The 22,556-nt window shown below is 62.3% G+C and carries 19 protein-coding genes (1 of these 19 only partly in view); 6 read left to right on the top strand and 13 right to left on the bottom strand.

The genetic code is table 11. The features are described from left to right. Positions 1 to 42: 42 nt before the first annotated feature. Positions 43 to 1,053, top strand: coding sequence for an amino acid ABC transporter substrate-binding protein (locus ACT6VE_RS10980; RefSeq protein ID WP_444798649.1), 1,011 nt, complete (start codon positions 43 to 45; stop codon positions 1,051 to 1,053). A 71-nt stretch (positions 1,054 to 1,124) separates the two neighbouring features. Here the strand turns inward: ACT6VE_RS10980 and ACT6VE_RS10975 are convergent, their stop codons facing one another. Both ACT6VE_RS10975 and ACT6VE_RS10970 read right to left on the bottom strand, forming a co-directional pair. Next, complete coding sequence (locus ACT6VE_RS10975) at positions 1,125 to 2,627, bottom strand: amidohydrolase family protein (protein WP_444798648.1); 1,503 nt, start codon at positions 2,625 to 2,627, stop codon at positions 1,125 to 1,127. A gap of 43 nt (positions 2,628 to 2,670) precedes the next feature. After that, a complete protein-coding gene (locus ACT6VE_RS10970) occupies positions 2,671 to 3,315 on the bottom strand; it encodes a flavin reductase family protein (protein ID WP_444798647.1) in 645 nt (214 codons plus the stop codon). 289 nt (positions 3,316 to 3,604) lie between these two features. On the opposite strand from ACT6VE_RS10970, the gene ACT6VE_RS10965 reads away from it, so the two are divergent. Beyond that, complete coding sequence (locus ACT6VE_RS10965) at positions 3,605 to 4,309, top strand: GntR family transcriptional regulator (RefSeq protein WP_444798646.1); 705 nt, start codon at positions 3,605 to 3,607, stop codon at positions 4,307 to 4,309. Positions 4,310 to 4,449: 140 nt separating this feature from the next. Here ACT6VE_RS10965 and ACT6VE_RS10960 read toward each other — a convergent pair whose 3' ends face one another. Beyond that, positions 4,450 to 5,604, bottom strand: a complete 1,155-nt coding sequence (locus ACT6VE_RS10960; protein WP_444798645.1) for a hypothetical protein — start codon at positions 5,602 to 5,604, stop codon at positions 4,450 to 4,452. A 156-nt stretch (positions 5,605 to 5,760) separates the two neighbouring features. Further along, positions 5,761 to 6,558: a hypothetical protein gene (locus ACT6VE_RS10955; RefSeq protein WP_444798644.1), complete on the bottom strand. Its 798-nt coding sequence runs from the start codon at positions 6,556 to 6,558 to the stop codon at positions 5,761 to 5,763. Between the two features lie 341 nt (positions 6,559 to 6,899). Here ACT6VE_RS10955 and ACT6VE_RS10950 point away from each other — a divergent pair, with 341 nt between their 5' ends. The 4 genes from ACT6VE_RS10950 to ACT6VE_RS10935 all read left to right on the top strand — a co-directional run bounded on the left by ACT6VE_RS10950 (position 6,900) and on the right by ACT6VE_RS10935 (position 12,679). Then, positions 6,900 to 7,133, top strand: coding sequence for a hypothetical protein (locus ACT6VE_RS10950; RefSeq protein WP_444798643.1), 234 nt, complete (start codon positions 6,900 to 6,902; stop codon positions 7,131 to 7,133). A 136-nt stretch (positions 7,134 to 7,269) separates the two neighbouring features. Further along, on the top strand, positions 7,270 to 9,012 hold the full coding sequence (locus ACT6VE_RS10945; RefSeq protein WP_444798642.1) for a tetratricopeptide repeat protein: 1,743 nt from the start codon (positions 7,270 to 7,272) through the stop codon (positions 9,010 to 9,012). 108 nt (positions 9,013 to 9,120) lie between these two features. Beyond that, positions 9,121 to 11,652, top strand: coding sequence for an SH3 domain-containing protein (locus tag ACT6VE_RS10940; RefSeq protein ID WP_444798641.1), 2,532 nt, complete (start codon positions 9,121 to 9,123; stop codon positions 11,650 to 11,652). A 52-nt stretch (positions 11,653 to 11,704) separates the two neighbouring features. Further along, positions 11,705 to 12,679 (top strand): SphA family protein, encoded by a 975-nt coding sequence (locus tag ACT6VE_RS10935; protein ID WP_444798985.1) that lies wholly within the window; start codon positions 11,705 to 11,707, stop codon positions 12,677 to 12,679. 100 nt (positions 12,680 to 12,779) lie between these two features. Here the strand turns inward: ACT6VE_RS10935 and ACT6VE_RS10930 are convergent, their stop codons facing one another. The 9 genes from ACT6VE_RS10930 to ACT6VE_RS10890 form a co-directional block, all read right to left on the bottom strand. Beyond that, positions 12,780 to 13,754 carry an HAD family hydrolase gene (locus ACT6VE_RS10930; RefSeq protein ID WP_444798640.1) on the bottom strand — a complete coding sequence of 325 codons (975 nt, stop codon included), beginning with the start codon at positions 13,752 to 13,754 and terminating at the stop codon, positions 12,780 to 12,782. 13 nt (positions 13,755 to 13,767) lie between these two features. Further along, entirely contained in the window at positions 13,768 to 14,733 is a 966-nt protein-coding gene (locus ACT6VE_RS10925; protein ID WP_444798639.1) for a formylglycine-generating enzyme family protein, read from the bottom strand. Positions 14,734 to 14,839: 106 nt separating this feature from the next. Then, positions 14,840 to 16,174: a BatD family protein gene (locus tag ACT6VE_RS10920; RefSeq protein ID WP_444798638.1), complete on the bottom strand. Its 1,335-nt coding sequence runs from the start codon at positions 16,172 to 16,174 to the stop codon at positions 14,840 to 14,842. Continuing rightward, positions 16,171 to 17,727: a VWA domain-containing protein gene (locus ACT6VE_RS10915; RefSeq protein WP_444798637.1), complete on the bottom strand. Its 1,557-nt coding sequence runs from the start codon at positions 17,725 to 17,727 to the stop codon at positions 16,171 to 16,173. The genes ACT6VE_RS10920 and ACT6VE_RS10915 overlap by 4 nt, the downstream gene beginning before the upstream one ends. Then, on the bottom strand, positions 17,724 to 18,713 hold the full coding sequence (locus ACT6VE_RS10910) for a vWA domain-containing protein (protein WP_444798636.1): 990 nt from the start codon (positions 18,711 to 18,713) through the stop codon (positions 17,724 to 17,726). Before ACT6VE_RS10910 ends, ACT6VE_RS10915 begins: the two co-directional genes overlap by 4 nt. Next, on the bottom strand, positions 18,700 to 19,218 hold the full coding sequence (locus tag ACT6VE_RS10905) for a DUF4381 domain-containing protein (RefSeq protein WP_444798635.1): 519 nt from the start codon (positions 19,216 to 19,218) through the stop codon (positions 18,700 to 18,702). The genes ACT6VE_RS10910 and ACT6VE_RS10905 overlap by 14 nt, the downstream gene beginning before the upstream one ends. Then, positions 19,218 to 20,168, bottom strand: a complete 951-nt coding sequence (locus tag ACT6VE_RS10900; protein WP_444798634.1) for a DUF58 domain-containing protein — start codon at positions 20,166 to 20,168, stop codon at positions 19,218 to 19,220. The genes ACT6VE_RS10905 and ACT6VE_RS10900 overlap by 1 nt, the downstream gene beginning before the upstream one ends. A gap of 9 nt (positions 20,169 to 20,177) precedes the next feature. Next, entirely contained in the window at positions 20,178 to 21,152 is a 975-nt protein-coding gene (locus ACT6VE_RS10895; RefSeq protein ID WP_444798633.1) for an AAA family ATPase, read from the bottom strand. Positions 21,153 to 21,219: 67 nt separating this feature from the next. Then, positions 21,220 to 22,556, bottom strand: partial view of an arylsulfatase gene (locus ACT6VE_RS10890; RefSeq protein ID WP_444798632.1) — the 3' portion only. The gene runs 280 nt beyond the window's last position; only the last 1,337 of its 1,617 coding nucleotides appear in the window; its start codon lies off the right edge, out of view — the gene reads right to left on this strand; the stop codon is at positions 21,220 to 21,222.

Below are 22,556 nucleotides of genomic sequence, written 5' to 3'. Positions count from 1 at the left end.
CCGGGACAACGCATGCCCAATATCAACAAGGAGGAGAACCCCATGAAGATCGCAATTCTCGCCATGGCCGCGGCCACGCTCGCGGCTGGTACAGCAGCCAATGCCGGCACGCTCGACGTCATCAAGGAGCGCGGCGAAGTCCGCTGCGGCGTGAGCCAGGGCGTGCTCGGTTTTTCCGTGCCCGACAAGAACGGCGTCTGGGGCGGTTTCGACGTCGATTTCTGCCGGGCAGTTGCCGCAGCCGTGATCGGCAACCCGGATAAGGTGGCCTATGTGCCGCTCTCCACCAAGGACCGCTTCACGGCGCTGCAATCCGGCGAAGTCGATCTCCTGTCGCGCCAGACCACCTGGACGCTGTCACGCGACACCGATCTCGGCATGAGCTTCGTTGGCGTCAACTATTATGACGGCCAGGCCTTTATGGTCAGCAAGGATGTCGGCGTCACCAGCGTCAAGGACATTTCCGGCGCTTCCGTCTGCACGGAAACCGGCACGACGACCGAGCAGAACATGGCCGACTATTTCAGCGCCAACAAGATCGAATACCAGGTCATCGCCTTCGAAAAGCCGGACCAGACGATCCAGGCTTTCAACACCGGGCGCTGCGACGTCTATTCCACCGACGCTTCGGCGCTCTATGCCCAGCGCCTGACGCTGAACGATCCGGACCGCTTCATCGTGCTGCCCGAGGTAATTTCCAAGGAGCCGCTCGGCCCGGCCGTGCGCCAGGGCGACGAGCAATGGTTCAAGGTCGTGCGCTGGACGCTTTTCGCGCTGATCGAGGCGGAGGAAATGGGCATCACCAAGGAAAACGCCGCCTCACTTCTCGAAAGTGGCACCACCGCGCAGAAGCGTTTCCTCGGCATCGATAGCGAAGCCGGCAAGGCGATGAACCTCGATCCGAAATGGGCCTATAACGCGGTTTCCGCCGTCGGCAACTATGGCGAAGTCTTCGAGCGCCATCTTGGCAAGGACAGCCCGCTGAAGATCGACCGCGGCCTCAACCGGCTGTGGAGCGACGGCGGCCTGATGTACGCACCGCCGGTGCGCTGAGACAGTCCAAAAACCAAAAAGGCCGCCGCGGTTGCTCTTCCGCGGCGGCCTTATGTTTTTTAAGGCGGGGCTCAGGCGCCGCGGCGATAGCGCGGATAGCTCGATGAGAAAATCTCCTCGACCGGCGGATGGCCGTGGGTGCGCTCCGGATAACGCGCGACGAGGCCGTCGAACTGGCGCTGCGCCCGCTCCTGCTCGGCTTTCGCGTCGAAACCCGGGATTATGCCATCGACCATGACGAAGCGACCGTCGATGATGGTGGTGCGCACATCACGGCCCGAGCTGCTCAGCATCAGCGTCTGGATCGGATCGATGACATGGCCGATGCGGTCGTGGCCCATGTCGATGACGATGATGTCGGCTTTTGCGCCGGGCTCAAGGCGGCCGAGATCCGGCCGCTTCAACGCATCGGCCCCGCCGAGCGTGCCGGCGTCGAAATAGTGTTCCGAGCGCACGCTGTCGATCGAACCGTCCATGACGCGCGAAAGCAGGACACCGACCTGCATGTTCTGGATGAAGTCACATGGCCAGGTGTCCGTGCCGAGGCCAATGCGCACGCCCATCGCACGGAACTTGCTGAAACTGTCCATGAAGCCGGCATGACGGGCCGATACGATCGGGCAATGCACGAGTGTCGCACCCGCTTCGCGCAGGATATCGAGATCGCGGCCGGCGCGATCCACATTGCGCGTGCCGGCGACGAGTTCGCCATGCGGCAGCAGCATGCGGTCGGAGAGCGCGCCGATGGAGTCCAGCCATTCGAGCGGCGTCATGCCATAGGCGCTGGTGATGCGGTCGAACTCCAGCTCCGACTGGCAGCAATGCAGGCGGATCGGAATATCGAGGTCACGGCCGGCAGCCACCGTCCGGCGCATGAGTTCCGGCGTGCCGGTCTCGATGCGGTCAGGCGCCAGCATGGCACGCACCGTCGACGAGCCGAGGCCCTCGATCCGCTCTGCGAAAGCCAGCGACTCCGCAAAGTTGCGAAGCCCGCGCTCCTCGTCGAAATGGAAAGCGATACGGCCGTTCTCGTCGACATAGCTGTTGCCGGCGCGATAGGCCGGGCCGAGATAGACGCGCAGGCCGAGATCGTGTGCGGCATCGGCGGCGGCGGAAAACTCGGCAACCGTTTCGCCCCATTCACGATAAAACAGCGAGGCGATCGGCAGCGAGGTCGTCACACCGTTGCGGATGAGCTGGGCGAAGGCATAGCGCTTCTGGAACGCCAGCTCCTCCTGCGTGTACATCTCATAGGGGCCGCGATCCATGTAGCTCTTCGGCCAGACCCGGCCCTTCTTCCAGGAGGGCTGGTTGTCGAAGGCGAGCACGGTCGTGTCGATATCCGAAAGCGAGTCGAGATCGACGAAGCCGGGCGAGATAATCGCATTGCCGTAGTCGATGCGCTCAGCGACCTCGCCGGGATAATCGTGTCCGACAAAGACGACCTTGTCCCCTTCGAAAACCACGACGCCGTCGTCGAAGATCACGTGGTGGCCATCACGGTGACCGATGACCCAGCGGGCGGTCAGGAGAACCGGGCCGTCGAAGCGCCCGGAGGGTGGAAGTGTCGTCATGCGTCTGTTCCTCAGTCAAATCTGCCAGTCTTCGCGAACCCGTTCAGACCAGTTTGGGTGTCAACATCTCGAAGCGATCCCGGATTGTCGAGCAGGTATCGCCGCCAAGACGTGCAATGGCATCGATGACGTTCGGATCGACATGCAGGGCCGAATCCACCGCGCCTTCCTGATAATGCGCAAAGATGATCTCGCCCATGATGATCTGGCGGGACTTGCCCAGTTCCAGGGTAATATGCCGCCGGCATTCGAAGGCGGCCGGCGCTTCCTTGATCCAGGGCGCGGCGATCTTCGTGCCGGGCATGGCCGTGAGCCCGGCCTCTTTCAATTCATCGACACCCCGCGGATATTTCGTGCCGCAGATATGCATGGCCTCGGCAATGGCATGGGAGACGATGTTGACGGTAAACACCTCCGTCATGCGGATGTTGTGGCCGGTATCCTTGAAGGACATGTCGGCATTGTTCTCGACGCCGATGGCAAGGATCGGCGGATCGGCAGACAGGCAGTTGAAGAAGCTGAACGGAGCTGCATTGAAGCCGCCGTGCTCGTCGACCGTGGTCACCAGCGCGATCGGCCGCGGAATGATCGTGCCGATCATCAGCTTGTAGCGCTCACGCGCCGACAGCGTCGTGAAGTCGAAGGCAGTCCTGTCGCTCGTGTCGGTTTGGGTCGTCCGGCTGTCCATCGACATCATTCTCCAGCTTTCGCTTGTTGGGTCCTGAAGGGCATCGCTTTTGGCATGCAATGCTGTCAGTTTTAGAACTCAATTTTTGTATACATATTTATACTATGTATGCATGCATTTTCCAACCGGTAAAGAGCCAGCCCGTTCGGCGAGCGGAAATATTGCGCGACAGCCCAAAGAGAGACGCCGCGGCTCCCGAATGGCGAGCGCAGCAACGCCGAACCGGTGGACAGGTTCGGCCTTTGTGTGCAATTTTCCCGGCTCATTCATCATTCTGGAGACTCGCCCAATGGCAAACAAAGTCGGAGATTCTGGCCGCGGCCGCTCGCAGGCCGTTCATCGCGCTTTGAAACGGGCCATTCTCGACCAGGCTCTTTCTCCCGGCGCGAAGCTGCCGGAGGATTCGATCGGGGAACGTCTCGGCGTCAGCCGGACGCTCGTGCGCGAGGCCTTGGTGCGCCTGAGCGAAGAAGGATTGGTCGATCTGCGCCCGAACAAGGGCGCGACGGTTGCCCGGCCGACGCTGGAAGAAGGCCGCAACCTGTTCCTGACGCGCATGGCGCTGGAGCGCCTCGTCGTGGAAACGCTCTCCGGCAAGCTGACGCGCGAGCAGATCGAGGTGCTTTCCGCCCATATCGCCGCCGAAGAGGCGTCCAAGCAGGAGCATGCAACCTCCATCCGCCTGGCCGGCGAATTCCATACATTGCTCGCCCATATGACGAACAATGCCAGCCTCATTCGCTATGTGAACGAACTCGTCGCCCGCAGCTCCCTGATCCTCGCCCTCTACGGCCGCCCCCACTCTTCCGAATGCGCAGTGTCCGAGCACCAGGAAATCCTCGACGACCTGATCGCAGGCAAGACCGACAAAGCGGTAAAGCTCATGGCCCACCACCTCGATTCGATCACGACCCGCGCCCTGCTCCCCAAGGAAGAGGATCGCAACATCAAGGACGTCCTCTCCGCCTATGCCGCGGCCGAGGGCCTTGCCTAGCTCCCCGTTCAACTGCCAAGCGACGCGACGCTGGAGTTCGGTTCGAAGACGTGGGCAGCGTGTGGGCGCTGCCGTGAAGAACACCTCCCGCAACGCACCGGCCCTGACGACTCAGGGTCGATGATGAATCAGGCCGTTCCTCAAAGCAGAAGAAGCCGCTTCAGCACGGGGCCGAGTTCCTCGTAGGGGAAAACCGTCAGCCCCACGGCAGCCATCGGCAGCAGCGCCCCCGCCAGTATCGGCACGACGTTGCCTTTGTTCAACAACACCGTCGAGCACTTTAATGCGGCCTGGTAGACCGACCGTGCGTCCACAGGGCTGGTTTCAGGCACGGCTTCATCGGCGAACGTGTTGCGGCCGAGCGCTTTCCTTTCCGCAGCCCGCTCGAATTCCTGCATCGGCCCCAAAGTCAGTGCGACTGTCTCCGATTTAAGCCGGATGATCTGCACCATCGGTCCCACAAGCGGCGACATGAAGAATACCGCGACGACGACGAGCCAGAGGGTGCAGACCGCGGTGAATGCTGTCAGCGTCAACGCGCCACTGTGAAGCTGCCGGGCCAGTCCGGCGGCAACCACGGAGCCGACCCCCAGGCTGAAAAACGTGTAGCCGCCTGGATAGCGCGCCATGAACGAGAGGCCCGCATGCCCATCCGGATGGGAGACGACGAGGCGAAGATCCGACTTCGAGATGGCGCTGGAGAGCGACGTCCAGACGAGGTGCCGCCAGACCAGCCGAAAAAACATGAACCAGAACACCGTGTTGCCAACCACCAGGCACAGACCGCCGGCCGGCGTAAGCGACCCGCCATCCGATGCCCAGTGCACTGCCGATGACGATGTCGATAGCGCCCAGAAATTGACCACAGTCACGGCGGCGGCAAGGAGAACACAGCACAGTTCGGCTACGCCCGAATCGCGGCGGCGCAAGGCTGATTGCAGGCCAGCGTCGAGGAGGGACATTTTGTCGGTGGCGACAAGCGGAACTCCCGAAAGCGTGCCGATGCATCGGTCGACGGAATTCTCTATCCCTGGTTCGGCCAGGGTGAAGAAGAGTGGCGCCACAAGGAATTTCGCCCAGACGCCCGGATCGGAAAGGAAGGCCCCCAGATTGCCATCACGAGACAATGCAGCCACGAGGACCGGGAGCAGGAACGTCACCGAAATGATGGCCAGCGCGCGGACGGGTGTTCTGAAATCATCGGTAGCGAGCAGGCCGATGCGCCGCTGCACCTCGAAGAACGGCCCGCCATGCATGATCTCCAGCCTGCGGTTATCGATTGAACCGGGTTCCATCCCACGCCTCCGAACCGGCTGTGTCGGCAACGTCCTTCGTTTTCATCGCTGTCTTAGTCACTGCACTCTGTGCAAGCGAGATGCTGTTTAGAGTGAAGGCTGCTCCGGAAAGCGGGGACACTATCCGCAAGCGCGCCAGGAATGCCCGCATGCTCATCAGTTTCCGATCGGAAACTGGAAATTCACCCCGGCGAAGATCTGCCAGCGCGGGGCACCTGGTCCATCGTGCCAGACCGTGTATTGCGGTTCGATGAAGGCGTTCATGGTGATGCCCTTCTCAAGCTTGAAGACCTTGCCCACGCCCAGGCCGACCGGGATGTAGCTGGCACCACTTTCCATGTTGAAGTTCCAGGTTGCCGAGGATCTGAGATAGAATCCCTCGTCAAGGTTTATGTTGACGATCGGCTGTACCGTCAGGAGGTTGACATCATCGCGCAGATCGCTCCCGGCGAACGAGGTCTGATAGGTGACGAGCCCTGCGAGCAGGCCCCAGCTCTGCGGGGCAACAACGACACCCGCCGCGCCTGCCTGCCACTTGCCGCTGCCGAGTTCGTCTTCGATGGCCGTCGGGATAACCAGAACCGGCCCGGCCGCCAGGGTCACATCCCCCACCTTCGGCAGGACGAACAGGTCGATGAGCGTGAGGTCGCCGACACCCGTCACGTAACCGTCGGTCCCATCCGGTGACGTCGCTATAGGTAGTGTGAATCGTACAAGCTGCGGCAGCCCGAACGCGTCAGAGGGTATCAGACCGCGCAGCAGGAACTGGTTCGCATGTTTGTCTTCCGGAAGGTCGATGAAGCTCGGTATGAAATAATCATGGAAATTGATCGTGATCTTCGGCGTGAGCGGATTGTTCGCCGAATTGATGTCTTCGTGTTCCTGCGCGATGGCGGCTGTCCCGACAAGGGCGAGTGTGACGGCAACGGCCAAGGCAAGCTCGAAACGCTTCATCGCTAATCTCCAGCAAAGACAAGCGACTCAGACCATGGATCCGTCCAAGACGGGAGTACGTTACGGTAACAGGGGCTGTAAAAAAGTCATCTTTCGTCAACGCGGGCCTCAGCTGCCAAAAAGCTTGTCCACACCGAAAACCCGATGCCATCAGATGGCGCGAACAAACACATCAACGCCTCGTAAATCCGGCCGCTTTTACCGTAACGTACTTATCCGCCTCCATGGCGTGGATAGTATGCGCCGGTCGGACTCGACCGAGGCTAGACGGGCTGATGGGCAAGGGAAACACAAGCGAAGGACTACCGCACGGTTCCGCTGAGCGTGGCCTTTGGAGGCTCATGCTGAAGCTGCCCGCGCTGCGTGGGCGCCTTCAGATCCTTGCTGCCAGGCGTGATTCCATCATCAATCTCTTCGAGGCCTACGAAGACGCGAGCGTGACCCTTCAGCGCCTCAGGACGGCGCCGGGAGAACAAGACCACCTGCTCGCCCTTGAGTACGAAACCATCTGTTCCGAAATCGAGACCGAAGTCATCGAATACTGTCTGAAGCACCGCCCAACCGTGCCGGAATAGGCCACTTGCCCCGCGGAGGCTTTACGCTCGCTTAGTTTTGTCGCGCTTCATGGCACAACTTCGGTTGCAACTCATCATCACCTGCGCGATAAAACCCCTGGTTTAGTTTCAGGTAAAGCGTAGCGGGGGAGCGACGATGAACACTGAACACAGCCTTGGCGTGGTCGTCGCCGTTTCCGACGTCCACGCGCGTGCCGAACTCTGCAGGCTTCTCGACGACAGCAGGTTCCACGGCACCGACCGCACCCGCAGCATCTTGAAATATCTTGCAGAACGGCGTTTCGAGGGGCAGGCCGACAGCGTCAAGGCCTACTCCATCGCGCTCGATGTCCTCGGCCGCAGGTGCGACTTCGACCCGACGACCGACCCCATCGTGCGTATCGAGATGAGCAGGCTGCGCTCGGCATTGTCGCAGTATTATGAAGCTTTCGGCTCGGAGAGCGCTGTCGTCATCACGTTACCCAAAGGTCACTACGTCGCCGAGTTCACCTACGCAAACACCGCACCGGCGGAAGCTCCCGAGGATGAGGCAACGGATGCACCCCGGGCAGTGGCCACTGCCATTGACGGACATTCATCCCCTGCCCCCGTCAAGGAAAAACCTCGAGACATCAGAAAACACTGGCGGCCGGCAGCCTGCCTTGCATTGGCGGCTTCCGTTATCATCGCTGCGGGAACATGGTACGGCATGCAGCCCGACATCACGGAAAAGCCGACGGTGGCCGTGACGATGACGGCGCCCGACGAGGCCCTGGCAGGAGAGGCAAGCCTCACGCGCGACATGCTGCTGACGGCCCTCACACAATTCAGCACCTTGACCGTCACGAACACTGCGCCGGCAACCGGGTCGTTCGCAACCTCGCTGCGTCCACGCCGTTCGAACGCCTACACCATTGACCTTAAGTACTACGGAGATACCGACGACCGGAGCGTCTGGTGGCAGATCGTCGATGCGCGCACGGGCGACCTGCTGAAATCCGGCCTGGAACGCGTCAGTGCTGACGGCAAGGCCGCAGTCGCGGTGCGGGACGAACTGGTGAGCGTGCTCTCAAGGCGCTTCGCTCCCACGCGCGGCGTCATCAACAACATCGAGCGGCACGACGCTGCGGAAAACGTTGTTGGAAATGCCTGCGTCCTGCGCGCCGAGTACGACCTTGATGACGGAGGCGCCAACGACCTCACAGAAGCGGCCGGCTGCCTCGAACGAACCGTGGCGAAACACGCATGGGACAGCGACGCCGCGGCGGCTTTGTCACGCGTGATCATCGCGCAGGCCGGAGGGCATCCTTCCAAAGAGGCGATGGAACGGTCTCTCGATCTTGCCAACTTGGCGGTCTCCCTGGCACCGCTTTCCGACCGCGCGCAGATCGCGCAGATGATGGCGCAGTTCTACAGCGGCCGCACGCCGTCGGCGATCGAGACGGGCAAGAAGGCGATGGCCCTCAATCCCAACAATCCCGATGTCACCGCCAAACTCGGCATGGTGCTGTTCTCGTCCGGATACTGGGATGCGGGCGTGTCACTCGCCCAGGATGCGGGCCGTTCCGTCGATGTCGTCCCGCGTGACGCGACCATGGTTCTCGCCCTCGATGCCTATCGCCGGGCCGACTGGTCGTCTGCTTCGCTGCTTGCCGAACAACTCAATGGCGGCGACGCCGTCGTCCGGCTGCTGAGGGCCGCGTCGCTGGGCGAAATCGGCTCCGAACAGGCAACGCAGCGACTGGCCGATATCCGGCTCCACGATCCTGATTTCGAGCAGACCTATTCCGAACTCATGTCCGCCCGGCGCTTCGTTCCGGCCTTGGCGCAATCCATCAAGGCGGGCTTGGTGAAGGCGGGCGCGAACATGGAGACGCAGCGCTCCGCGCGGGCGTTCTGATGAGAAGGTTGCGCGTACAAATGCGACATTTACCGTAACGTACTTGTTGCACGGCCCGTGTCTGCCACTCTCGTGCCTGATGTAAACGACACGTGGAAGGAGGCCGCGATGAGACGGCTCGCAGCACTTCTGATGACGGTATCCATGGTGGCGACGGCGGCCTTGGCTGCGCCTGCGATCACAACCACCAAGGTCAACCTGCGCACCGGACCGGGCACCAGCTATCCCATTGCGGGCAGTGTTGGTGAGGGGGTGACGGTCGATGTCAGCGAGTGCGACGCGAGCGGTGCGTGGTGCGCCGTGAAACTGGATGGCCGCGAAGGCTTCATCAACGGCAAATATATCGAACAGGCCGATCCACATAAACCCAACTGGCCGCGCAGCTTCACCACTGACAAAGGCGCGACACTCACGCTCTTCCAGCCGCAGATCACCGATTGGCCGGGCTTCACGCAGCTCGACGCGCTGGTCGCCACTGAATTCAAGGCGACGGCCGATGCCAAGCCGATCTACGGCGTCATCGGCATCAGCGGAAAAACCGTCGCAGACGACACGACCGACGAGGTGGTGATTACCGACATCACCGCCACGCAGGTGGATTTCTCGACGCTTGACCGCAAGGAACTCACTGATCTGGCGATCGAGGTCGGAAAGATCATGCCGACCGGATCCATCACCGTGTCGCAGGAGCGGCTGACCGCGAGCCTTGCCGACTACAAGCGTCTCGAAGACGTGAACGGCATCAAGTCCGACCCACCGAAGATCGTCGTCAGCACCGAGCCCGCCATCCTCGTGCAGACGGACGGCAAAGAAGTGCTCTCGCCGGTCAAGGGCGTCGAAGGCCTCCAGTTCGTCGTCAACACGAACTGGGATCTCTTCAAGACGGCCGATCCCGATGGCGCCTATTTCCTGCGCGACGAGAAGAGCTGGCTGACATCGAAGACACTCGACGGCGCGTGGACCGCGGTTGCACAGCTTCCGGATGTCCTGATGAAGCTGCCCGCGGACGACAGCTGGAAGGACACGAAGACAGCCGTGCCCGCGTCGGCTTTCGAGGACGGCAAGGTGCCGAAGGTGTTCTATTCGGATGCGCCAGCCGAAATGCTTCTGTTCGACGGCCAACCAAAACTTGAAGCCGTCCCCGGAACCGGGTTGGAATGGGCGTCGAACACCACAAGCGACGTCTTCTTCCACAAGGACCAGAAGACCTGGTACGTGCTTGTGTCGGGGCGCTGGTTCTCCGCGGCGAGCCTTGAGGGTCCGTGGACATTCGCGACGCCGAATCTCCCCGCCGACTTCCTGAACATTCCGGACGACTCTGCCTATTATCAGGTGCGCGCATCCGTGCCCGGCACGTCCGAAAGCGCTGAAGCCCGCCTGAAAGCCAGCATCCCGCAGATGGCCCGCGTCGCGACCGACGGCTCGGTCAATGTCGAGGTGTCCTATAGCGGCGATCCGAAATTCGAACCGATCGACGGCACGAGCCTTGCCTATGCGGTGAACTCCAACGAGCAGGTGATCAAGGTCGGCGATGCCTATTTCGTCCTGAAGGATGGCGTCTGGTTCACCGGACCCGCGCCGACCGGACCGTGGAAGGTCGCCACGGCCGTGCCGGATGAGATCTACAAGATCCCGCCATCGTCGCCGATCTACAATGTCACCTATGTGCGCGTCTACAACACGGAGCCGGATGCGGTCTGGTTCGGCTACACGATGGGCTATCTCGGCGCCTATCTGGCATGGGACACCTTCGTCTACGGAACAGGTTGGGCGTATCCGGCCTATTGGGACTTCGGCTGGGCTGGCGGCGGCTACTGGCCCTATTATCCGCGGCCGCTGACCTACGGCGTCGGCGCCTTCTACAATCCGGCCTATGGGACGTTCGGCCGCTATGGCTATGCCTACGGACCCTATCGCGGCATAGCCGGGGGCGCGGCCTATAATCCCCGCACCGGGACCTATGTCCGCGGTGGCGCGATTGCGGGACCAAACGGCGCGCGCGGTTTCGTGTCGGCCTACAATCCCCGCACGGGCAATGCCGCCTTCGCCCGTGGCGGCCACAATGTCTACGGAGACTGGGGCACCGCAGGCGTGAAACACGGCTCCGATTTCGCCCGTATTTCCGGTGGCGCGACAGACAATGCGGCGGGCATGCATTGGCGCACGTCTGACGGCAACCACGGCTTCGTCGCCGGTGGCAAGGGCACCGATGTCTATGCGGGTCGCGACGGCAATGTCTACCGCAAGGACGACGGCGGCTGGCAGAAGCACACGTCGGATGGCTGGCAGGACGTCAATCGTCCGAACACCGAAAACCTGAAGAACCACACCCAGAACTTCCAGGCAAAACATCCCGATGCCGCCGAGCGGATCCGCACCGAAAAGCCCGTCCGTCATACAGGCAAGGTTCGCGAAAGGGCGCCCGAGCATCTTGCCATCGACAGGGCGGGTCGCCAGGTCGGCAACCAGCGGGAACTTCGCCACGACTTCGGACGGCAGGACATCGGCCAGTTCCGCGGTGGCGGCATCAGCGAACGGCAGTTCCGCGGTGGTGGAAGCAACTTCCAGGCCCGTGAGTTCAGTGGCCACCGTGCGGGGGGCTTTCATGGCGGAGGCGGTGCCCGCTTCAGACGTCGGTAGCAGGAAGAGTTAGCCTTATCGGAATAGACAGGAGAGCATGATGGGACGGCATATGAAGACGACCGTGGGACTGGTTCTGGCGGGAACGACCTTGTGTCTTGCGGCTCCCGTACATGCCGCCGAAGGCGGTGCAGGCTTCTATCTGCTCGGTTCGAAGGGACCTGCCGCCGCCATCCTGCCGCCGCCGGGCGTGTTCTTCCAGAATGACATCTACATCTATTCCGGCGACCTGGGCGGTGGCACGGAGCTTCCGACGGGCGGCAAGATCGCCGTCGGCGTCGACGGCAGCGCGATCATTGAAGTTCCGACGGTCATCTGGGTTCTGCCGGAAGAGGTGATCGGCGGCCATCTGGGCCTCTCGGCCAGTCTGCCGTTCGGCTGGAAGAAGACCTCTGCGGAGGCGACACGAACCGGACCGCTCGGCGGCATTACGACCGGGTCGGTGACCGATACGGTGTTCACGATCGGAGATCCGATCGTCAGCGCCTTCGTCGGCTGGGAAGCCGGCAATTTTCACTACCAGGTCGGCACCCTGGTGAACGTCCCGATCGGCGACTATCAGGAAGGCGAAATCTCCAACATCGCCTTCCATCACTGGGGCGCCGACATATTCGCGGCCGCGACGTGGCTCGACCCGAACATCGGCCTCGACCTGTCGGGCGTCGTCGGCATGACGTTCAATGCGGAAAACCCGGCGACCGACTACAGGACCGGCAACGAGTTCCATTTCGAATGGGCGGCCGTCCAGCACTTCAACGAGCAATTCGATGCGGGTCTGGTTGGCTACTACTACAACCAGACGACCGGAGACAGCGGCGATGGCGCCGCGCGGCCGTTCAAGGGAGAGGTCGCAGCGATCGGCGCAACGATCGGATGGAACTTCAAGGTTGGCGAAGTGCCGATTTCCGCCCGTATCAAGTACTTTCACGAATTCGATGCCACGAACCGGGCAGAGGGCGATTCAGTGTTCCTGACGATTGCGATGCCTTTGGCGATCACACAGCCGACGAATGTGGCAGCCGAGTAAGACCGTTCCGCCCTCCAGCGGCATGCCGTAAATCGTGCAATGCAGGCGTCTTTATTGAACACCCGCATTGCACGGAATGCCGAAGGCTGTTGGCCACCGGCTATTCGAAAGCGTAGATCTTCTTCCAGTCCGCCTTCATGTCCACCAGGAGCCACTTGCGGGCTTCGGCCTCATCCAACGCCTTGTCCAGTTTCCCGAAGGCAGATTCCCGGTCATAGGCGAACTCGCGCACCGCATCCGTGTGATGGACGATCATACCGAAACCCTTCTGCGGACCACTGGTGACCCAGCGAAGCATCTCGTAATCCCCGTCGGAATTTCCAGCGACGAAGATCGGCCGGCGGCCGATGAACTTGTTGATGCCGGCCGGTTTGCCCGCGCCGTCATCGATGAAGTCGATCTTCGGCAGCCTGTTCAACACGGGCACGTCGTCGACCAGCGCATATTGCGTCACGATCGTGCTGCCGATGACCTGCTCGGGCGGAATGCCGTAAGCCTTCTCGGTGATCGGCCGCATGAATTCCACGCCGCCGCCCGAGACGATATAGGTCTTGAAGCCGTTGGCGCGTAGGTAATCCAGCAATTCGCGCATCGGAAGGAACGTGACCTCGTCGTAGGGCTTGTGGAACTTCGGGTGGCGGGCCGTCGCGTACCAGTCCGTCACGATCTTCGTGAACGCATCGGTGGTCATTCCGGCATGCGTCGCCATGCCAAGCTCCACGATGCCCTTCTCGCCGCTTTTCGCGATCCCCTTCAGGTCACCCGCAAGGATGGACTTGAACGGTTCCTTTTCGGACCATTCCGGATGCTGTGGTGCCAGCGCTTTCACCCGGTCGAGCATGAAGCCGAGCTGGAAATAGAACGGCTGCTCGGACCACAGCGTGCCGTCATTGTCGAACACGGCGATGCGGTCTTCGGGCGCGACGAAGCCGTCGCTACCCTCCGTCGTCACCGTCGTGACGAAATCGACGATCGCCTGCCTGGATTTGCCCTCGTTCCAGGATGGCAGGTCTTCCGCCATGGCGGCCAGAGGTGTCAGGAGCAGGATGAGCAAGGCGCGAAGGATGATCTTCATCAAAATTCTCCCATCAGAGGCTGGTCCGCCTGATGCAACGGAAGCCGACATGACTCGTGGATGTGTCTTCCGGCTCCGCATGGCGGGCCGCGGGACGATAGCGACGGCAATAGTTCGGTGCGCAAAGATGCGAGCCGCCCTTGAGGACACGGCGCGGAATCCGGATTTCGGGCTGGCGAGGGTCGAAGCTGCCGTCGATGGCAGCACCTCGCGGGTTCTGTGGAATGCAGCAGGACTTGGCTGCAGGCTCCGGATGCCGGGTCGACCAATAGTCCGTCGTCCACTCCCACACGTTGCCGATCATGTCGTATAGGCCGTAGCCGTTTGCAGGAAAGGAGCGGACGGGCGTCGTGCGGTCCTTGCCCGCAGCCTTTGTGCTGAGCGTCGGAAAGGTGCCCGCCCAGGTGTTGGCCATTATTGTGCCGCCGGGCGTCAGCTCGTCACCCCAGGCGTATTCGACGCCGTCGAGACCGCCGCGCGCGGCGAGCTCCCATTCGGCCTCGGTTGGCAGGTCGAGGCCCGCCCATTCGGCATAGGCAAGGGCGTCGCAGTGGGCGACATGGACGACGGGATGGTCGAGCTTGCCCCGAAGATCGCTGAGACCGCCATAGGGCCGCCGCCAGTTCGCGCCGAACTTGAAATTCCACCACTGGCTGATGTCCGGCCCGCTCACCGCCTTTGGCGGCGTGAAAACCAGGGAGCCCGCCTTCAGCATCTTCGGGAGTGCACCAGGATAATCCTTGGGATCGGGCGCCTTCTCGGCCAGCGTGACATATCCAGTCGCCTTGACGAAGTCTGCGAACTTCCTGTTCGTCACCGGGGTCTGTTCGATCCAGAAGCCGTCCACCTTTACCGGATGTGCCGGGGCTTCCTCCGGATAGTGGCTGTCGGACCCCATCACGAAGGTGCGGCCGGGGATCCAGACGAGGTCTTCGGTTACGGCCGGCTGCGCGCCTGTCGTCGGGAAAGCCAATGTCATTGCCGTCTCCGTCTTTAGATACCGGAACATTGCGGAGACGGGCGCGCGACGGAAGTACGTTACGGTAAAAAGCAACCGGACGATGTAACAATGCCGTAAATCGGGCTCACCCGATGGCCGCGCTATCGGGGTTCAGCTTCGGCAGCGCGGACGGCCGGGCAATACCCTCTCGATTTTCACTGTGCTTTCGGGCAGCGCGGACGGACTTGGACAATGCCGCCCTGTTGAAGCCAGGACGGTCGCGATCAGGGCCAAAAAGCTCTCGCTGGAGCTTCTCCGCCTCCCTGACGACATCGCCGTTCCCGGACGCGTTCACCCAATCGCCGATCGATCCATATCCTGCGCTGCGCGTCCAGTCCTCGAGGTGTCGATAGACCGTCATCGGATCGCTCACGCGGATCGCTGCCATCAGGCGTTTGAAACTTCGCCGCTCGGAAACCCACGCGCCATCTGCGAAGGCACGCAGTCTTCGTTTCATCCACGGGAGCGTTTTCACAAAGAGCCAGCATATGGCCGCAAGAACAACGAGTAGCGCGGCAGCGGCGGCCAATGTCGCCTTCGATGGCCATGTCCGGTCGCTCCCGGGGTCCGTCTGCTCGAGCTGCGGCGCAAGGCCTGTCCTCGCCGGGGTGGCCTTGCTCACCTTGACCGGCGTGCCCGGAAGGGCCGCTATCGCCTTGGCTTGCGCATCGATATCGAACCACGGATAGGACACCGCCGGAATCTCGATTGCGCCCGCAATCTCGGCAACGAAGGTGGTCGTCTCCGTCCGCGTGCTGCCTGTCGTCCGGTCCTCAGCCTGCACCCCGTCCGCTATGCTGGCGGATTTCGGATACTGCTTCATGCCTGCAACCGTCACGACCGGGACCGCTGGTATCAGCATCGCCTGCGTATCTTTGGCGAACACCGTGATCGTCCTGACCAGCGCGTCGCCCACCTTCAGGGTGGAGGGATCGCGGTCGAAGGACTGCGTTATCGTTAGACCGCGGGCCGCAAAGGTCAGGGCAGTCGCGGTGCCGCCCGAGGGTTCGGCCACGGTGAAACGCGTTTCCGGCAGTGTCGTCTGGCCCGGAACCGGTTTTCCATTCTGCGAATAGCCGAGCGTGATGACCGCCGGCGGCAAGGTGAAGGTGCCCGGCGCCGTCGGAACCACGGCGTAGGTCCGCCGGATGCCGGCATATTGGACCCCATCGATCGTCTCGACCATGTTCAGCGCGCGACCATCCGGCAGGGTGACGAGCGCATTAGGCAGATCGAAGAGCGGAAACTGCGGCGGCGATGTGAAGAAGTCGGGCACGAATACCTCGACATCGACCCGAACCTGCTGGCCGGGGACGATCCTGCCGGTGTCTTCGATCTTCACACGGGCGAACGGCTCTGCGGCGAAGCCGGCCGACCCCAACACCAACCAGAGTGCGACGGCGAAGCGCAGCAGCGTCATGGTTTTGCCCTCTGCGCTTCGATCGCGAACTTGCGTGCCATCAGATCCGCCGGGCTGACGACGATGTTCTTCATCCACAGGTCCGACGTCTGCTCGGCGATGGTCATCTGACCAGCCTTGCCCTGCTTGCCCTTGTCGTCGAACTGTACGCTGTCGGGTGGCAGGTTGGGTTGGTCCTGCTGCTCTTCTTCAGCGTCCTTTTTCTGCTGGATAAGTGTCTTGGCAATGGCGAGGTTTGCGATGGCGTCCGGCCAGCCCTTTCTCTTGTCGAGCGCCTTCCCATAGGCGACGACTGCCTCGTCGAGCTTGCCGATCTGCAGCAGGGCGTTGCCCTGATCGTACCAGCTTTCCGCACTATCGACCGTGGCGAAGGCGTCGACCGCCTCGGCAAACTTGCCCGCCCTGTAAAGCGCGGTTCCCCGCCACATCGGGTCGGCGAAATGGGTTGCCGCCGCGCCGAAGTCGCCCTTCTCATAGGCCAGCCGCCCTTGCTGGTCCGGTGTCAGCCACATGCCCACCCAATCTGCGGCCTCAGCTTCGGCCGGAAGCAGCAGGCGGGCAGCGAGGAAGACCGCGCCGACCCGCACGACCCAGCCCTTGCGGAACGACAGCAAGAAAAAAAACACCAACGGAACGAGCATCCACCAGCCCATGTCACGCCAGCGATCCCCTTCGGCTGCCTGCTTCTGCGCGAAGTTGGTGCGGATCTTCTGCAACACCCAGCGGACATCGGTGTCGTCATCCGTCATTGTGGCGACATCCGCGCCCGTCACCGCATGCAGCGTCTTCAGTGCCTCCACATCGAGCTTCGCAAAGACCCGTCCACCCGCCGCATCGCTCAGAAGTCCGCCGTCCGGCGTCTTCACCAGCCCGCCTTCGGATGTGCCGATACCGAGCACGACGATCCCGTTCCTCGTGCTGCTTTTGAACGCGTCGAACGCCTTCTGTTCAACCCCGTCGGTCAGGAAGACAACGGTGCCGGATGCCTCCTGCGAGGCGAGCACGGTCGTGGCGAGATCGAGAGCCCTGGCCGTGTCCTTGCCATCGACCGGCATGATCCGCGTTGCCAGCGCATCGGTATAGGTCTCGATCAGCGACAGGTCTTCGGTGAGCGGCAGGACCTGATGGGCCGACCCCGCATAGGCGATCACGGCCGTCCGCGCGCCCGCGCGCCCGGCAATGATGTCGCGGATCTTCAGCTTGGCGCGCTCCAGCCGCGATGGGGTCACGTCAATCGCATCCATGGTGGGCGAAAGGTCCACGACGATGACGAGCGGAGCGGTGTCCTCGACGAAGGGTGGCAGCTCCCGCTGCCAGGTCGGGCCGGCGACGGCCAGAATAGCCAGCATCAGCACCAGGGCCAGCAGCCAAGAGGGGCGTATGCGCGAACCGATAGAACCATTGACGATCAGGCTGTCGAGAAGGTGCGGCTCGATCATGCCCTTCCACTGGCTGCGCGTATCGCTCGCACGCGAGGACAGCCAGGCGATGGCGAGCGGAAGGATAAGCGCCAGCAGCCACCACGGCCGCAGGAAATGGAAGGCTTCGATCATGCCGGTGCCCTCCTCTTGAAAACACCCGCCAGCCCGCTCAGAAGGTAGAACAGGGCAAGGACGGCGATCGAGCCGCCTAGCGGCCAATGGAACAGCTCGATGCGCGGCCGCCAGGACAGGTTTTTCTGGTCCTGCGGCGTGATCTTGTCGAGGGTGTCGTAGATGGCTGCAAGCTGTGCCTGATCTCCGCCGAAGAAGTAGCGTCCACCCGTGTCGGCCGCCATCCTCTGCAATGTCGCGATATCGAGCTTGTCCTCGCCCGCGGCCTTAGGATCGCCGATACCGACCGTGTGGATGACGACGCTTTTCTGCTTGGCGATCTCCGCCGCCTTGACTGGCGGCATCCGGCTTGCCGTGTCGTTGCCGTCGGTCAGCACGATCAGGACCTTTTCCGGCACGGTGGTCTTGTCGAACATCTTGATGGCAAGGCCGATCGCATCGCCGATCGATGTCCGCGGCCCCGCCATGCCGGGCAGCGTTTCGGCGATCACCGCCTGGACGGTCTTGTGGTCCATGGTGAAAGGCACCAGCGGATAGGGCGCGTCGCCAAAGGCAATCAACCCGATGCGATCACCGGGGCGCTTTGCGACGAAATCCGCGACCACCGTGCGCACCGCATCCACGCGGGCCTCAGTGCTGCCGTCGGGTGAGCGAAAATCCTTGGTATCCATCGACTGCGACAGATCGAGCGCCAGCAACAGGTCCCGCTGCGGCTCGACTTTCTCGATCGGCGGCTCGACGAATTGCGGGCGGGCCAGCGCCAGAATCATCAGGCACCATGCCAGCGTCTCGCAGGCAAGCTGGACCCAGCCGCGCCGGGCAATGACCGACCCCTGGGTCGGATTGATGCCGGCGGCTTTGGCGATCTGCGTGAAGAAGGGAAGCCGCACAGATGCCGAGGTCTCCCGATGCGCGGGCAGCAGCCACCAGACCAGGAGCGGCAAGGGAAGGACGAGCAGCAGCCAGGGAAGATCAAGCTGATACATGATGCCGCCTGATCCAATTGCGGGCCGACGACAGGGTGTCATCCGACGTCGGCGCCGCCGCACCGCTGCCGTTCCGGTATTCGCCGTCATCGAGCAGCGCGGCGAGCACATGCCCGTTTTGTCGATCACCATGCTCTTCGAGAAACGCCACCCATGCTGCACCTGACAGCGCGGCGACATCGGCCCGGCCCCAACCGGCAAGAGCCGTTCGCTTAAGCACTTCCGCGAGATCACACAGGGCCTGATCGCGCTCTGCGGCATTCTGGAGCTTTGCCTCCATCCCGTCGAGAAGACCGAGCGCCTCACGGCGATAGGCGTTGGCGCGATAGAGCCGCACCCGGTGAAGGAGGATTGCAACAACGGCGAACGCGAAAAGGACCGCAACCAGCGACCAGCCCCAGGTCTGCGGCATCCATGACACGGGCTGCGGAACCGCAATGTCCTTCAACGATTCAAGCGCGACCTTGGTCAATGGATCAAGCGGTGTCGTCTTGTCGGGTTCCATCACCGCCTCCGCTGCCGCCACGCGGCCTGTTCAAGGAGACGCCGGAGCTGTGGCGCGGTTTCTTCCGCCGCCGAGACAGGGAGCATCGGCAGCCCCAGCTCCCTCTGCCAGTCGCGAAGTTCGCGGCCCCGTGCGCGCGCAAAAGTATCGATGGCCTGCCGAATATCCGCGCGGCGCAGCGATAATTCCGCCTGCAGGGTGCCGCCGCTCACCACGATGTCGCCTGAGGTCGGAAGTTCAAGCAGGAAAGGGTCGTAGACGAGGATGCAGATGACGTCGTTGCGGCCCGACAGTCGCAGCAGCGTATCCCGCGTCGTGGCACTGTGCCCATCAAAGTCGGTGATCACCACGACGAGATGGTCGTGATGGGCGATGTCGGCCACACGTTGCAGAACAGTGTCAAGCGATCCGGGCGACGGCTCCCCGGAAAATCCGGCCTCGAGCCTGCCGTTCTGCGTTGCGATCTTGCCCGCGAGCGTGATTACCGCCTCGCGGCTGCGATGCGGCCGCACCTCGTCGATGTTTCCATCATTGAAGACGAAGCCGCCGACGCGGTCGCCCGAACCGAGGATACGCCAGGCGCAAAGCATCGCCGCCTCGGCCGCCGCCACCGATTTCATCGCGCGCCGACTGCCGAAGAACATGTTGATCCGCTGGTCGACGACAATGAGGGCCGGGCGCTCCTTCTCCTCGCTGTAGACGCGCACGACAGGCTTGTTCGTGCGCGCCGTCACGCGCCAGTCGATGGAGCGGATGTCGTCACCAGGCAGGTAGTCCCGCAGTTCCTCGAAGGTCAGGCCCCGGCCGCGCATCGAGGACTGCATTCGTCCCGCGAGTTGCTGGTGGCTGCGGTATTTCTGGACGAAGCTCAGGTCGCGGGCGCGCGCCTCCAGCGCCACGAGCTGGTCGGTGGAGATATGGACGCCTGCCGTGCTTTCGGTCGTGGGCATCCCCTCTCCTCACGAAACCGCCACGAGTTCGACAATGCGATCGATGACCTTATCCGGCGTGGTGTTCGCGGCATGCGCCTCGTAGGACAGGATGAGCCTGTGGCGAAAAACATCGTGGACGACCGCCTTGACGTCATCCGGCGTGACATAGTCACGGCCCTTCAGCCAGGCATAGGCGCGCGAGACCTTGTCGAGACCGATGACGCCGCGCGGGCTGGCACCGACCTGCAGCAGCTTGGCGAGATCCTTGTCGTAACGATCCGGATAACGCGTGGCGAAGACAAGGGCGACAATGTATTTCTCGACGGGATCGGACACGTTCACGGCGCCGATTTCCTTGCGGGCAGCGAAGATTGCTGCTGGATCGAGCCGCTCGACCGCGGCCGATTTTGCATGCTCGGCGGCATTCTCCTCGCCGCGCACCAGCCGCATGATCGCAGCCTCAGACGCCTCATCCGGATAGCCGACTTCGATGTGCATCAGGAAACGGTCGAGCTGGGCTTCCGGCAACGGATAAGTGCCTTCCTGCTCGATGGGGTTCTGCGTCGCCATGACCATGAACAGGTCTGGCAAAGGATAGCTTTTGCCACCGACGGTGACCTGCCGTTCCTCCATCGCCTCGAGCAAGGCCGACTGCACCTTGGCGGGCGCGCGGTTGATCTCGTCGGCCAGGATCAGGTTGGCAAAGATCGGTCCCTGCTGGAACTTGAATTCGCCCTTGCCACCCTCGCTGAAATAGATTTCCGACCCGGTAATGTCGGCGGGCAGAAGGTCCGGCGTGAACTGGACGCGGGAGAGTTCGGAATTGAGATTCTTCGCCAGGCTCTTGATGGCGCGGGTCTTTGCAAGCCCCGGAAGGCCTTCGACCAGCAGATGGCCGTTGGCGAGCAGCCCGAGCAGCAACCGCTCGACCATCGCTTCCTGGCCGATGATGGATTGGCCGATCCGCTGGCCGAGAGCCAGGATGTCGTCGCGTGCGGTCATGGGAAACCCTGTCAAAACCGGAGCAGCGAAACGCGCCGCTTGAACGGCGCGTCTCCAGGTCGATGGGTTACTTCTCGATGCCACGCGCCTTGAAGGACTCGTCGATCGCCTTGTCGACCTGCTCGCGCACGCCTTCGATGTTGAAGCTGGCGACACGCTGGCTCGGCGGGTACTTGACGAAGGTCTCGAGGAAAGCGGCCCCCTTCAACTGTCCCTTGACGAGCAGGAAGTCGTTTTTCACCAGCCAGTCATTGTACTGGTCGGAAACGAGATCGGCCCGCTCATAGGGATCCATGCGGAGGTTGAAGAGCTTGGGAAGACGAAGGGTAACCAGGGGATCCTGCCAGACGCCAAACCCACCCGGCGTGCGCTGTTCATGGAAGACCACCTTCCAGTCGTCGTAGCGAATGGAAACAAGATTGCCGTCGTCATCGAAGTAGTAGAACTCGTTGCGCGCGCTCTTGTCGGCCTTTCCGGTGATGTAGTCGAGCTGGTTGAACCCATCGAGATGGTTCTTGAACGACGTTTCGCTGCCTTCGGGCTTCCACCCGCTGAGGAGACGGCTCTTCACATCGGGATCGCCAGCAGCGGCAAGCAGGGTCGGGAACCAGTCAAGGCCGGAGATCATGCCGTTGGACACCTGTCCGGGCTGGACATGACCCGGCCAGCGGACCATTGCCGGAACGCGGAATGCGCCTTCCCAATTGGTATCCTTCTCGCTGCGGAACGGTGTCGTTGCCGCATCGGGCCACGAGAACTGGTTCGGGCCGTTGTCGGTCGCATAGACGACGATGGTGTTGTCGGCAATGCCGAGCTCGTCGAGCTTGGTCAGGAGTTTGCCGACGTCCTGGTCGTGCTCCCACATCCCGTCGCCATACTCGTTGCCTGTCATCCCGCTCTTGCCCCTGTATTCCGGGCGGACATGGGTGAACAAATGCATGCGGGTCGTGTTCATCCAGGTGAAGAAGGGCTTCTTCGCTTTCGCCTGACGGTCGATGAAGTCGATGGCGGCCGCCGTCGTCTCGTCGTCGATGGTCTCCATGCGCTTGACGGTCAGCGGACCGGTGTCCTCGACCTTGCCATCGGCCGATGCCTTGATCACGCCGCGCGGAGAGTAGGCTTTTAGGAATTCCTCGTCATTTCCCGGCCAATTGGCAGCCTCGGGCTCCTCCTCGGCATTGAGATGATAGAGATTGCCGAAGAACTCGTCGAAACCATGCTTGGTCGGCAAGTATTCGTCGCGGTCCCCAAGATGATTCTTGCCGAATTGGCCGGTCGCGTAACCGAGCGGCTTCAAAGCCTGGGCTATGGTGATGTCACCCGCCTGCAAGCCGACCGCAACACCCGGTGCACCGACCTTGCACAGTCCCGTTCGCAGGCAGGTCTGCCCGGTGATGAATGTCG

Source organism: Shinella sp. (assembly GCF_052438155.1).
Taxonomy (GTDB): domain Bacteria; phylum Pseudomonadota; class Alphaproteobacteria; order Rhizobiales; family Rhizobiaceae; genus Shinella.
This window is presented reverse-complemented; position numbering and strand designations above follow the sequence as displayed.